At 71.5% G+C, this 13,343-nt stretch carries 9 protein-coding genes; 4 read left to right on the forward strand and 5 right to left on the reverse strand.

Translation table 11 applies throughout. The annotated features are described in order from the left end of the window. The first annotated feature begins 9 nt into the window (after positions 1-9). A complete protein-coding gene (locus tag KUV85_RS03660) occupies positions 10-4,146 on the forward strand; it encodes an alpha-(1->3)-arabinofuranosyltransferase domain-containing protein (RefSeq protein WP_219961863.1) in 4,137 nt (1,378 codons plus the stop codon). On the opposite strand, the gene KUV85_RS03665 is transcribed toward KUV85_RS03660, so the two are convergent. Next, on the reverse strand, positions 4,095-5,285 hold the full coding sequence (locus KUV85_RS03665) for an acyltransferase family protein (protein WP_219961864.1): 1,191 nt from the start codon (positions 5,283-5,285) through the stop codon (positions 4,095-4,097). The genes KUV85_RS03660 and KUV85_RS03665 overlap by 52 nt on opposite strands. Beyond that, positions 5,282-7,084: a hypothetical protein gene (locus KUV85_RS03670; RefSeq protein WP_219961865.1), complete on the reverse strand. Its 1,803-nt coding sequence runs from the start codon at positions 7,082-7,084 to the stop codon at positions 5,282-5,284. Before KUV85_RS03670 ends, KUV85_RS03665 begins: the two co-directional genes overlap by 4 nt. A gap of 137 nt (positions 7,085-7,221) precedes the next feature. Between KUV85_RS03670 and KUV85_RS03675 the strand changes: the two genes are divergently transcribed. Beyond that, entirely contained in the window at positions 7,222-8,145 is a 924-nt protein-coding gene (locus KUV85_RS03675; protein WP_219961866.1) for a DUF3068 domain-containing protein, read from the forward strand. 10 nt (positions 8,146-8,155) lie between these two features. Here KUV85_RS03675 and KUV85_RS03680 read toward each other — a convergent pair whose 3' ends face one another. Continuing rightward, the gene (locus KUV85_RS03680; protein WP_219961867.1) at positions 8,156-9,025 is read right to left on the reverse strand and encodes a class I SAM-dependent methyltransferase; all 870 of its coding nucleotides are present in this window, start codon (positions 9,023-9,025) and stop codon (positions 8,156-8,158) included. Positions 9,026-9,173: 148 nt separating this feature from the next. Between KUV85_RS03680 and rpsA the strand changes: the two genes are divergently transcribed. Next, on the forward strand, positions 9,174-10,667 hold the full coding sequence (gene rpsA, locus KUV85_RS03685) for a 30S ribosomal protein S1 (RefSeq protein WP_219961868.1): 1,494 nt from the start codon (positions 9,174-9,176) through the stop codon (positions 10,665-10,667). A 116-nt stretch (positions 10,668-10,783) separates the two neighbouring features. Here the strand turns inward: rpsA and KUV85_RS03690 are convergent, their stop codons facing one another. Then, entirely contained in the window at positions 10,784-10,945 is a 162-nt protein-coding gene (locus KUV85_RS03690) for a hypothetical protein (RefSeq protein ID WP_219961869.1), read from the reverse strand. Positions 10,946-11,041: 96 nt separating this feature from the next. On the opposite strand from KUV85_RS03690, the gene KUV85_RS03695 reads away from it, so the two are divergent. Continuing rightward, the gene (locus KUV85_RS03695; RefSeq protein WP_219961870.1) at positions 11,042-11,995 is read left to right on the forward strand and encodes a GlxA family transcriptional regulator; all 954 of its coding nucleotides are present in this window, start codon (positions 11,042-11,044) and stop codon (positions 11,993-11,995) included. A gap of 6 nt (positions 11,996-12,001) precedes the next feature. Here the strand turns inward: KUV85_RS03695 and KUV85_RS03700 are convergent, their stop codons facing one another. Continuing rightward, positions 12,002-13,258: a class I adenylate-forming enzyme family protein gene (locus KUV85_RS03700; RefSeq protein ID WP_219961871.1), complete on the reverse strand. Its 1,257-nt coding sequence runs from the start codon at positions 13,256-13,258 to the stop codon at positions 12,002-12,004. Positions 13,259-13,343: the final 85 nt, after the last annotated feature.

Below are 13,343 nucleotides of genomic sequence, written 5' to 3' on the forward strand. Positions count from 1 at the left end.
AGTACCCCTGTGAGCTCGACCTTCCGCATCCGCCTGTGGGCCAGTTGCCTGTTGCTGACCGGCGTGGCGTTCGTGCAGGACCCGGGCCTGCTCGTCTCCGACACCAAGCTCGACCTCGGCGTCGCACCGTTGGACTTCCTCGGCCGGGCGCTGCATGCCTGGGATGCCGAGGGTGCGTTCGGACAGCTGCAGAACCAGGCGTACGGCTACTTCTGGCCGATGGGACCCTTCTTCGCCCTGGGGTGGCTGGTGGACCTGCCCGCGTGGGTCGTGCAGCGCCTGTGGTTGGCGCTGGTGATGTCGACGGCGCTCGTGGGCGCCGCCAAGGTCGCCAGGGCCTTCGGCGTACGCAGCGATCTCGCCTGCCTGGTGGCGGGTTTCGCCTACGCGCTGTCACCTCGGATGCTCACCACGCTCGGCCCGATCTCGATCGAGGCGTGGCCCAGCGCGATCGCGCCCTGGGTGCTGCTGGCGCTCGTCCGCGGCACCGAGGCGGGATCGCCACGACGCTGGGCTGCGCTCGCCGGTCTCGGCGTGGCGCTCGTCGGCGGCGTCAACGCGGCGGCGACCTTCGCGGTGCTCCCGATGGGCGTGGTCTGGCTGCTGACCCGCGAACCGGGACCCCGGCGACGCGCGCTGATGGTGTGGTGGCCCGTGTTCACCTTCCTGGGCACGGTGTGGTGGCTGGTCCCGCTCTTCGTGCTCGGCGCCTACAGTCCGGCGTTCCTGGACTACATCGAGACCACCCAGGTCACGACGTTTCCCACGACCCTGTTCGACACGTTGCGCGGCACGTCGAACTGGGTGCCCTACATCGACCCGGGGTCCCGGGCGGGCCACGACCTCATCACGACCTCGCTCCTCGCGCTGGACAGCGGCGTACTGCTGATGCTGGGGATCGCGGGGATGCTGCTGCCCTCGACCCGCCACCGCGCCTTCCTTGCCGCGAGCCTGCTGGTGGGGGTCGTGATGGTGACTGCGGGCCACTACGGCGCGGTCGAGGGGTGGTTCGTCGGGGACGTCCGGTCACTGTTGGACGGCGTCCTGGCCCCGTTGCGCAACGTGCACAAGTTCGATCCGATCGTGCGGCTACCGCTGGTGCTCGGCCTCGCCTTCGTCGTCGACCACGTCCTCGCGACGCGGCCGACCGACCTCGCGGTTCGAGTGAACCGGGTCGCGGTGGTCGGGATGGCGCTCGTCGCCGTGGCCGGTTCGGCGTTGCCGGCGATGGCCGGCCGGATCGCGCCCGCCGGTGCCCCGTCGGCGATCCCCGGGTACTGGCAGGAGACCGCGGACTGGCTCGCGGCACGCGACGACGATCGCACCGCACTGCTGGTTCCCGGGTCATCGTTCGGTGACTACCAGTGGGGCACGACGGACGACGAGCCCCTCCAGGCCCTCGCGTCGTCGCGGTGGGCGGTGCGCAACGCGGTGCCGCTGGCGCCCGAGGGCAACGTGCGGATGCTCGACGAGGTCGAGCGGCGGCTCGCGGAGGGCAAGGGGTCCGCGGCGCTGACCAGGTTCCTCGCGCGTGCCGGCGTCGGCCACGTGGTGCTGCGCAACGACCTCACCCACCAGGACGACGTCCCCGATCCCGCCGTCGTCCGCCAGGCCATCGCGGACTCGCCCGGCCTGACCCGCGTGGCCACGTTCGGCCCGGAGATCGGCGGCGAGCCGTCATTGGAGGGCGAGGACGGTGAGCGCATCGTCGTCAACGGCGGGTGGCAGGCACCCCACCCCGCCGTCGAGGTGTTCGGCGTGCCCTCGGCGTCGGCCCAGGTCGCGGCCTCGGACGTGGCGGTCGTGGCCGGGGGACCCGAGGACCTGGCAGACCTGACGGAGTGGGGACTCTCGCCCTCGACACCCGCGGTGCTCGCGGGCGACCTCCCCGACGAGCTGCCGACGTACCTGGCCGGCGGCCTTCCCGACAACAGACGTACGCCGTTGGTGCTCACCGACGGACTCCGGTCCCGCACCCGCGCGTTCGGACGTATCCACGACGGTGTCTCCGCGGCCCGCGCCGCAGACGACCCGGAGCCGCAGGACCGGCCCTCCCGGGACTTCCTGGCCGACGGGTGGGACGAGTGGTCCACCGTTGCCCGAGTGGACGGGGTCGCCTCCGTTGCGGCGTCGTCCTCCAGTGCCGAGGCCGGCACGGTGGGAGGAGCGCGTCGTGGCGAGCACCGGTGGGCGGCCCTCGACGGGGACCCGGCGACGGCGTGGACGTCCCAACCGTGGCAGGAGGAGTCGGCATGGTGGGAGGTGCGACTGCACACACCGCTCGCGAGCTCCGAGGTGCGGGTGACCGGCGGCCCCGCGGCACCGGAACGACAGGTGGTGCGGGTGCGCACGCCTTCCGGTGTGAGCGACTCCCTCACGGTCGGGCCGGGGGAGACGCGCACCTTCGCCCTGCCCGAGGGCGCAACCGATCGGATCCGACTCGAGTCGGTGAACGGCGCCGGCGGGCGACTGGAGATCGGGGAGGTGCTCCTGCCCGGCGTCAGCGTGGAACGACGCCTCGTGCTGCCGTCGGTGCCCGCGAGCTGGGGCGACCCCGACGCGGTGCTGCTGCGACGCGACGACGACCACCGCAGTGGATGTCTACGGGTGTCGGACCGCATCGGGTGCGTGCCCGGGCGGGAGCGCACCGACGAGGAACCGCATGCGATCCGACGGACCTTCGGGCTCCAGGAGTCCGCACAGTGGTCCGCCGAGGTGACCGTTGCGCCCCGTCCCGGCACAGCACTGGAGCGCCTCCTGACGCGCGGCCAGCTGGTGGATGCGTCGGCATCGTCGACCGGGGTGCCGGATCCCCGGGCGTCCGCGCTCGCCGCCATCGACGGTGACCCCGGGACCTCATGGCTGGCGGACCCGGACGACCTCAGGCCCTCGCTGACGGTCACCTGGGTCGGTCAGCGTCGTGTCGACCGGATCCGCATGGCGCTCGACCCGGGGACGGCAGCCCAGCTGCCCACGCGCGTCCGGCTGGTCTGGCCCGGCGGTGAGCGCGAGGTGGCCCTGGCGGACGGGCAGGCCCGCTTCGCCCCCCTGCGGACGGACCGGCTGCGAATCGAGGTGCTGGGAACCGACCAGGCGCGCGGGCTCGACTTCGACGGTCAGGGCCGTGAGCTCGGGGTGGGCATCGGCGAGGTCCGGCTCGGCGACCGGGCGCCGCTGCCGTTGCAGCTGTCCCGGCAACAGGCCGACCTCGGCTGCGGCAGCGGTCCGGCAGTCGAGGTGGAGGGCGTGCGCTACGAGACGGCGGTCCGGGCCGCTCCTGCCGACCTGTTCGCGGGACGGGAGGCAACGGCGCGGGTGTGCACCGGTGAGGCATCGACGACGGGGGAGTCCACTGAGGGTCTCACGGTGCCGGCCGGTGAGCTCGACGTCGACGTCGAGGCGTCGGCGACGTTCCTGCCCGAGTCGGTGTTGCTGCAGCGCCTCGACGGCCAGGCCGAGCTCTCCGCCGGCCGCGGTGTCGACGGGGACTGGTCCGGAGCCACCGCGCGCACAGCAGGGACCGATGGGGAGGACCGTGTCGTCGCGCTCCGGGAGAACCTCAACGACGGCTGGGTCGCTTCCCGTGGCACCGCTGCGTTGGCGTCGCTGCCGGTCGACGGATGGCAGCAGGGGTGGTGGTTGCCCCCGGGCGAGGGCGCCGCCCCGGTGCGGGTCGAGTACGCCGCCGATGCGCCGTACCGCGGTGGGCTGCTCGCCGGCGCCCTGGCCATCGCACTCCTCGCACTCCTGGTGCTGTGGAGTCGCCGCTGGCGCGATGATCCGCCACCGCTCCGGGAGCGGCCGGTACCGCCCCTCGCCATGCTCTCCTTGGCCCTGCTCGTTGCCGGGTGGGTCGCCGGCTGGACCGGCTTCGCGATCGGGCTCATCGCTGCGGCGGTGCTCCTCGCGGCGTGGCGTGGCCCGGATGCCCTTCGAAGTTCGGTGCCCTGGCTGCTGGGCGGCACCGCCCTCGCTGTCGCGTGCGTCCAGGCGCTGGAGCCGTGGGGGAGCGCCGGCGGTTGGGCCGGTGAGCGCGCCTGGCCCGGGTACGTGCTGCTGTTCCCCGTGGTGGGAGTCGCGATCGGTGCAGGGCGCTACCGCACCAGACGCTTCCACCGCAGCGCCGGCCGTTCGACGAACCGATAGACGAGGTCGGCGGTCACCAGGCTGAGCGCCACCGTCAGCAACCAGATCGGGATGCCTCGGCCTTCGAACAACGGCCATCCGGTGACCCACATGACGAAGTGGAGCAGCGGGAGATGGAGGCAGAAGACCCCGTAGGAGATCCATCCGAGCCGTCGCAGCCACGGCAGCGTCAACACCTGCACGTAGCGAGAGGCCGCCGAGGTGAAGACTCCTGTCAGCACGATCAGGAAGCCGATCCCGGCGTACAGCACCGACTTGGTCAGGGCGGCTGCGTCGTCGGCTGGCACCAGTTGTGTGGGCCCGGCCAGCGGCGTGGCGGAGAGGAGGAGCAGGCCCGCCACGAGTGTCCAGCAAGCCCCGGGCTGGCGCCCCAGCGTCGCGAGCCCGCGGGTCCACCCGCTCGGCGCGTCGTCGTGGCACACCTGTACCGCTGCGAGCCCGATGCCCATGGCGAACCAGCCGATGTAGGCCGGGAGCCACAGCGTGGTCGTTCCCGCGACGTGGTCCTGGATGCGGTCCGCGAGGTCGAGGTGCCACCAGATCGCGGCCAGCCACAGGAGGGCCACACCGACCACGAGACGCCGCGCTGACCAACCCCGCCGACCGACGAGGACCAGCATGAGGAGCGGGAGGACTAGGTAGAACGCCATCTCCACGGCCAGGCTCCACATGTGGGTCAGGCCGCTCGGGAAGGAGCCACCGGTCGTCGTCGAGAGCAGGAGCAGCGCGCTGATGCGATCGCCGACGTCCAGGTCACGGTTGTCGAGCAGCAGCCACAGGGCGGGCACCGCAGCAACGAAGTAGACCGGGAAGATCCGGACGACCCGCTTCCACAGGTAGCTGCGGGTCCTCGGGGCGCGTCCACCTCGGGTGGCGGCAAGGATCCAACCGCGACTGAGCAGGAACCCCGAGAGCACGAAGAAGATCGCGACACCCACGTCGAGCCGGGCGAGCAGCGTGCCCTGGAGCCCCGGGACGAAGGTGGCGCCGGACCAGAACGCGACGTGGGTGGTGAGGACGGCGAACGCTCCCACCGCACGCAGGGTGTCGAGCACCGGGAAGTCCACCGCGGTCTCCGGCGGTGGGGGCACCAGATCGTGGCGCGCAGCGGCGTGACGGCTGGTGTGGTGACTGCTCACAGCGGCCCTCCCGGCTCGGGTTCACCGATCTCGACCACGTCCACGCACACCGCGTTGTCCGGCGCCACGCCGGTGACCCGGATCGTCGAGATGATGCCATCGACGCGGAGGAAGGTGCTGTGCAGTCCCCGGCGCACCGGCACGGTGAAGGACTGTCCGGCCATGTCGATCGCGATCACGTCCTCGGCGAAGGAGAGGTAGCCGACCCGTACCCACCACGGGTAGTCAATGGTCGGCGCATCGAGGCGAATGATTCCGCCGGTGGCGTCGACCCGATTGCCGCAGTCGCCGTCCGGGCCAGGTGGGGTCTTCACCGCGACGTCGATCGTCGCGCGCCGGGGGGTGCCGCTGTCGTCGATCACGGCCAGGTCGCCGCTCATGTCGGGGAACCGGGCCTCGTCGACGAAGAGCGGCAACAGCTCGGCCAGTCGGTTGCGAGGGAACTGGTATCCAGGGATCACGCGGTCCGGCACCACTTGGTCGGCGAGGTCGATCGGTCCCGTGTCGCGCAGTGTCGATGTGGCGGCGTGGAAGTACTGGTCGGCGTCGTTGTCGTCGTGCCACGGCCCGACGTAGAGCGACGAGCTGACGACGCCGGACACCAGGAGCGCCGTGAGCGCGACGCCTGCCACGAGAGGAGTGGGGGCGACGCGCAGCAAGGGGTCGGGGCGTGGAGAGCTCCCTCGCGGGTTCGCATCCAGTGGCAGCGCGACCAGTCCGAGGACGATCGGCCACACGCAGGCAACGTCGCTGAGGTACCGGTACTCCAGCCCGGCGATGCTGCCGACGATGGGCGCGCGGGTCACGAGGACCATCAGGAAGGAGGCGAGCGCGTAGCCGATGAGCAACGCCCATGCGCGTCCGGTGCGCTCGCGTCGCAAGGCGAAGAAGACCGCGAGCGCGATCAACACGACCCACGCGAGCGAGACCACCGCGTCCGGTGCATCCGCGAGTCCGACCGGTGGGTTCTCGCCGTTCCAGCGCCACGGCCCGCCGAGGAGGCCCACCGAGAGGGCTTCACCGAGCATCCGCTCCGCGAGCGGACCGACGACGTCGGCGGGAACGTCGGAGGCCAAGCGGGGGGTATTCACCAGGTAGTACGCGAGGTAGGCGCCGCCGCCGGCCACGGCCGCGCCGACGGCGACCCGGTCCCGACGGACAACGGTCGCCACCCGCTGGCCCAACCCGCCGTCGGCGAAGTAGGCCAGGGTCATGCCGCCGAGCAGCGGGATCAGGAACAGCGCCTTGACGTAGGCGCTGAGACCGAACGCGATGGCCAGCAGCGTCAGGAGCAGCCACCGGACCCGTCGGGTTCGTTGGTAGCGGAACCAGCACCCGACGGAGCAGAAGACCGCGATCTGGAGGGGCAGTGCGTTGAGGCTCGCGGCCCACCACATCGTCGCCGACATGGTCATGGCGCTCGAGAGGTACACCCCGAGCAGGGCGAGGACCCATCCTCGGACTCCGAACAGGGTCACCAGTGCCCAGGCGCAGGCGGCGCTTGCCGCGGCCTGCAGCGCAAGGGTGAGGGCCGCTGCCACCGACCAGTGGCCGCCGCCGGCGGTCGCCACGAACCATGCCACGGCCCTGCCGAAGGACATGAGCTGACTGTCGTGCGGTTCCAGGAGGTAGGACAGGCTCAGGCCGCTCGGCGCGTCACCGATGAGGAAGAAGTCGTCGAGGTAGAACCAGCTCGGGGAGAGCGCCCAGGCCAGGAACCCCAGGTGGGCGACGATCATCACCACCGCACACCCGACGACGACGCGAGCGCCGGAGGGCGCGGGACCCGGTGAGGACACGGCGCTGACTATCGCACAGGACTATTCGTGCGTCCTTGTGTTTCGTCCGTGTGACTCGTGCCATACTGCCCAGTAGCAACGCGGGTCCGCCGCGGCTGCGCTCCTTGGGAGGGGAGCGCGGGAGGGAAGAGAGACACATGCGCAAAATCATCGGGCCGGTGCTTGCCGGCGTGGGTGGGTTCTTGTTGGTCGCCGGTCTGGTGGCGATGATCTGGGCCCCCGGAGTCGTGAAGAAGACGCCGTTGGACGTCAACACCACGACCAATCTCGGGGGCGAGGCCGCCAAGCTGGACACCGCCACCGGGGACTTCGACCCCCGACCTGTCTATGCCGTCAGCCTGACGCGGGTCGACTCCGACGTCTCGACCGACGACACCGCGGTCTGGGCCCAGACGCAGTGCGTCGTGTTCGGCACCGAGGGCGAGTGCGTCTCCGGGGACGACCCGAACCTGATCACGGCCAGCATCAGCACCTTCGCCACCGACCGCGTCACCGCGGAGGGCGTCGCCACCGAGGACCTGCCCGAGAACACGCTGCCGGCCGACGCCGACGCCGTCGAGGGGCTGGTGAACAAGTTCCCCTTCGACTCCGAGAAGGAGACTTACCCGTACTGGGACGGCACGGTCGGTGCCGCGGTCGACGCGGTCTATGACCGCACCGAGTCGATCGACGGCCTGGAGACCTACGTCTATCGCGTCACGCTGGACGAGGAGCCGATCGAGATCTCGGAGGGGGTCCCGGGCACCTACACCGCGGTGAAGGAGATCTTCGTCGAGCCCAGGACGGGGTCGATCATCGACCAGACCGACGACCAGCAGCGCACGCTCGCCGACGGTACGCCGGCCCTGGACCTCCAGCTGTCCTTCACCGACGAGCAGGTCGCGGCCAACGTGGCCGACGCCGAGGACAACATCTCCAGCATGGGCCTGATCACCACCACGGTCCCGCTCGTCGGGATCATCGGCGGCATCCTGTTGCTGGGTGTCGGCGGCCTCCTGACGGTGCGAGGTCGCCGTCCGGCCTCGGCCCACGTCGCCGAGCGGCCCCTGGTCAACGCCTGACCCTCCGGGCTCAGGCCCCGGGCAGGTCGGCCCCGAAGATCGCCGTACCGGGGGTGAGCTGGCCCCGCACGCGGGACCAGCCACCCCACGGTCGGTCATGCCCGTCGGGCCACTCCGGCTCCAGCAGGGTGGTGATCCGGAACCCCGCGCCGGCCAGGACGGCGACCCAGTCGCCCAGCGTCCGGTGGTGCTCCACGTAGGCCACCTGACCGGTCTCGTCGTCGGTCTCGACGTACGGCGTCCGGTCCCAGTAGCTCTGGCTCGCCGTCAGCCCCTCCTCGGTGGGGTCGTCGGGGAACATCCACCGCGTGGGGTGGGTGATGGAGAACGCGAACCGACCACCCGGGCGCAGGACGCGGGCCGTCTCGGCCACCGCGACCTCGATGTCGGCGACGAACTGCAGCGCCCCGAAGGAGCAGAACACGACGTCGAAGGTGTCGGCCGCGAACGGCAGGTCGGTGGCCGTGCCCAGCACGCTGGGGACCGTGATCCCCGTGGCGTCGTCGAGCCGGCGCGAGTGCTGGAGCTGGCGGTGGGAGAGGTCCAGGCCGACGGCGTGCCCGCCACGGGCCCGCACCCATCGCGAGCACTGCCCCGCACCCGATCCGACCTCGAGCACCTGGCGCCCCGTGACGTCGCCCAGGATCCCTGCGTCCTCCTCTCGGAGGCCCTCGGGGCCCCACAGGAACCCGGCGTCACCCAGGAACGGGCCGTGGGTGGCCTGGTACTCGTCGGCGTAGCGATCCCAGTCCGGCCCGTTGGCCCGTCGTGACGCGGCCTCGTCGACCATGCGACGCTCGGCGGTGACGGCGGGTTGCGGCCACTCCGGACCCCCCGGCTGCTGTGCGGCGGCGGGCGGGACGACCGGGGGAGGGGACATGCTGTGCTGCACCCCGCGAGCGTACGCCGTCGGCGCCCGGCCGCGAGTTGGACCGTGTCACTCCGCGCGCGTACTCTTGGTACTCGTGTGCCTGCAGTTCCGCAGGCACGTCCATCGACACCTGTCCACCTGAGGATCCAACCACTCCATGACGTCCACCATCTCGACCCCGCTTCCCAGCCAGTACGACGACAGTGCCCCGCAGGTCGCCGTCAACGACATCGGTTCGGAGGCGGACGTTCTCGCCGCCATCGACCAGACGATCAAGTACTTCAACGACGGCGACATCGTCGGCGGCACCATCGTCAAGGTCGACCGGGACGAGGTCCTGCTCGACATCGGCTACAAGACCGAGGGCGTCATCCCCTCGCGCGAGCTCTCCATCAAGCACGACGTCGACCCCGCTGAGGTCGTCGAGGTCGGCGACGAGGTCGAGGCCCTCGTCCTCCAGAAGGAGGACAAGGAAGGCCGCCTGATCCTGTCCAAGAAGCGCGCCCAGTACGAGCGCGCCTGGGGCACCATCGAGGGCATCAAGGAGGCCGACGGCGTCGTCGAGGGCACCGTCATCGAGGTCGTCAAGGGTGGTCTCATCCTCGACATCGGCCTGCGCGGCTTCCTCCCCGCCTCGCTGGTGGAGATGCGCCGCGTGCGCGACCTGCAGCCCTACGTAGGCCAGACGCTCGAGGCGAAGATCATCGAGCTGGACAAGAACCGCAACAACGTCGTGCTCTCCCGCCGCGCGTGGCTGGAGCAGACCCAGTCCGAGGTCCGCCACGGGTTCCTCACCCAGCTGCAGAAGGGCCAGATCCGCAAGGGCGTCGTGTCCTCGATCGTCAACTTCGGTGCGTTCGTCGACCTCGGCGGTGTGGACGGCCTGGTGCACGTCTCGGAGCTCTCCTGGAAGCACATCGACCACCCGAGCGAGGTCGTGACCGTCGGCGACGAGGTCACCGTCGAGGTGCTCGACGTCGACATGGAGCGCGAGCGGGTCTCGCTGTCGCTCAAGGCGACGCAGGAGGACCCCTGGCAGCACTTCGCCCGGACCCACCAGATCGGCCAGATCGTGCCCGGCAAGGTCACCAAGCTGGTGCCGTTCGGTTCCTTCGTCCGCGTCGAGGACGGCATCGAGGGCCTGGTCCACATCTCCGAGCTGGCCGAGCGCCACGTGGAGATCCCCGAGCAGGTCGTGCAGGTCAACGACGACGTCATGGTCAAGATCATCGACATCGACCTCGAGCGTCGCCGGATCTCGCTGTCGCTGAAGCAGGCCAACGAGACCACCGCAGCGATCGACGTCGACGAGTTCGACCCGACGCTGTACGGCATGCCGGCCACCTACGACGAGCAGGGCAACTACATCTACCCCGAGGGCTTCGACCCCGAGACGGGCGAGTGGCTCGAGGGCTACGACGAGCAGCGCCAGACCTGGGAGGCGCAGTACGCCCGGGCGCACGCGCGCTGGGAGGCCCACGTCAAGCAGCAGGCCGAGGCCAAGGAGGCCGAGGTCGAGGCGGGCGAGGCCACCTCGTACTCCTCCGGCTCCGAGTCCGCGAGCAGCGGTGGCGACGTCGAGGAGGACGGCGGCTCGCTGGCCTCCGACGAGGCGCTGCAGGCGCTGCGGGAGAAGCTCACCGGCAACTGAGACTGAGTCCGAGCGCGTCCAGCGCTCGGTCCCGGTCAGCGGCGGCCCCGACCACGACGGTCGGGGCCGCCGGCCTTTTTTGCGCGCGCGACTTGGCGCGCGCGACGTGCCGGTCGTCAGCGGCCGCCGTCGAGCCGGTGGCGCGGCGCGACGGCGTCGAGGTCGATCCGGTGCGAGGCCGGCGGGGAACGGAACCCCCGGTCGTCGGTGTGGACCCCGCGTGCGGTGAGCGCCACCGCGACCAGGGTGAGGAGGGCGAGGACGAGGAGAAGGGTCATGGCAGGAAGTCTTCTCTCGTCCACTTCCTGCCACCAGTGGCAGGAATGACGGCCTCCCTTGATTTCCTGCCACTCCTCGTGGCAGCATCACCTCCCGTGAGGTCGGTCGCCGTGGTGGTGCAGGACGGTGTCGAGCCCTTCGGGCTCGGCGCGATGTGCGAGGTGTGGAACGAGCCCTACCACCCCGAGGACGACAACCCGGTCTTCGACTTCGTCGTCGTCGCTCCGGAGCCCGGGCGCGTCCGTGGCAGTGGCGGGTTCGACATCGTCGTCGAGGACGGCCTGGAGGCCGCGGCCGACGCCGACCTCCTGTGCCTCGCCCCGCACCGCAACCACCTCACGCCCCATCCGGCTGTCCTGGACCTGGTGCGGGCCGCGGATGCCCGCGGGGCGCACGTCTTCGCCCACTGCACGGCCACCTTCACCGTCGGCGCCGCCGGGCTGCTCGACGGTCGCCGCTGCACCACGCACTGGCGGCACGCCGCCGAGCTCAGCGCCCGCTTCCCCGAGGCCACCGTCGAACCGGACCGGCTCTACGTCCAGGACGGCAACCTGATCACCGGAGCGGGCTCGGCCGCCGGACTCGACGCCGCCCTGCACCTGATGCGGCAGGAGCACGGCGCCGCCGTCGCCGCCACGGCCGCCCGGCGGATCGTCGTGCCACCGCACCGGGACGGGGGCCAGGCCCAGTACATCGCCCGAGCGGTGCCGGAGTGCGAGTCCGAGGTGCTGCGTCCGCTGCTGGAGTGGGTGGCGACCCACCTGGAGGAGGCCCACAACGTCGCCTCCCTCGCGCGTCGGGTGCACATGTCGCCCCGCACCTTCGCCCGCCGCTTCCGCGACGAGGTCGGTACGACGCCCCACCAGTGGGTGACTCGCCAGCGTGTCGCCGCGGCCGAGGAGCTGCTCGAGCGCAGCGACCGTCCCGTCGACTGGATCGCGACCGAGGTCGGCTTCCCCAACGCCCAGGCGCTGCGGCACCACTTCTCCCGTGTCCGCGGCGTCAGTCCCGCCCACTACCGACGGACGTTCCGCGCCGAGGCCTCCTGAGAGTGCTCAGCCGGCGTGGTCGTCGGCGAGGCCGAAGCGCTGCACCTTGCCCGTCGACGTCCGCGGCAGCGAGGTGAGCGTGCGGTAGTCCTTGGGGCGCTTGGCCGGCACCAGCCGTTCGCGGGCGAAGTCGCGCAGCGCCTCCTCGTCGGCTCCTCCGACGACGGCGGCACACACGCGGTGCCCCCACTCGGGATCCGGTACGCCGTACACGGCGACGTCCGCGACGTCCGGGTGCTCGCTGAGCACCGCCTCGACCTCGGCGGGGTAGACGTTGACACCGCCGGTGATGATGAGGTCCTCCCGCCGCCCCTCGAGGTGGACGTAGCCGTCCTCGTCGATGCGGCCGTGGTCTCCCACGGTGAAGGCCGGACCGGCGTCGGTCTCGCGCCAGGCCGCCGCCGTCTTCTCCGGTGCGCCGAAGTAGCGGAAACGGGCGTGCTCGGGGACCACGCACCACAGCGTGTGGTCGGGGTCGACGCTCAACGTCCGGCCGGGTCGTGCCCGCCCGACGGTGCCGGGCCGCTCGAGCTGCTCTTCGCTGCGGCAGGCGGTGAACTGGCCCTCGGTGGAGCCGTAGAACTCCCACGTCGAGCCGGGCGGGAAGAGCTCCAGGAGCCGGCGCTTGACCTCCGGCGGGCAGGGGGCGCCGGCGTGGGCGAGGAGCCGGAACGACGAGAGGTCGGGCACGCCCACGACGTCCCAGTGCGCGAAGAGGCGTTGCAGGTGCGCGGGGACGCAGAACATCGAGGTCGGCCGGTCCGCGAGGATCGCCTCGGTCACCGTGGCCGGGTCGAACGGTCCGGGCAGGAGCACGCGGCCCCCGGCCAGCGCGGTGCCCATCGCGAAGCGCAGCGGCGCCGAGTGGTGCAGCGGGCTCAGCACGAGGTGCACGTCGTCGGCCCGGAAGTCCCACAGGTCGCGTTCCTCCTCCAGCAGTGCTCGCGCGGAGTCGTCGTCCAGCAGGCCGGAGTAGACACCCTTCGGGGTTCCCGTGGTGCCGCTGGTGCAGTGCATGGGTCGACCGCGCGGGAGCCCCGCCGGCGGAAGCACCGCGAGCAGCTCGTCGAGCTCGGACTCGCTGGTGATCACCCGGTGCGGCGCCAAGCCGCCCAGGATCCGCGCGCGCTCGGTCGCCGTCAGCTTCGGGTCCAGCGGGATCGGGAAGGCGCCCGCGGTCAGCAACCGGATGACGGCGTCGACGTAGCGGTGCGAGCCGGGCAGGAGGAGGGCGACCCGATCCTCGGGGCCGGGCAGCTGCATGGCACCTCCGTGTCGTGGTGGGGCGGCAGACGCTACGCCATGCCGACCGGTGGCTGTCCGGACCGGTCGGTGTCCACCACCCGCT

The organism is Nocardioides panacisoli, assembly GCF_019448235.1.
GTDB classification, from domain to species: domain Bacteria; phylum Actinomycetota; class Actinomycetes; order Propionibacteriales; family Nocardioidaceae; genus Nocardioides; species Nocardioides panacisoli_A.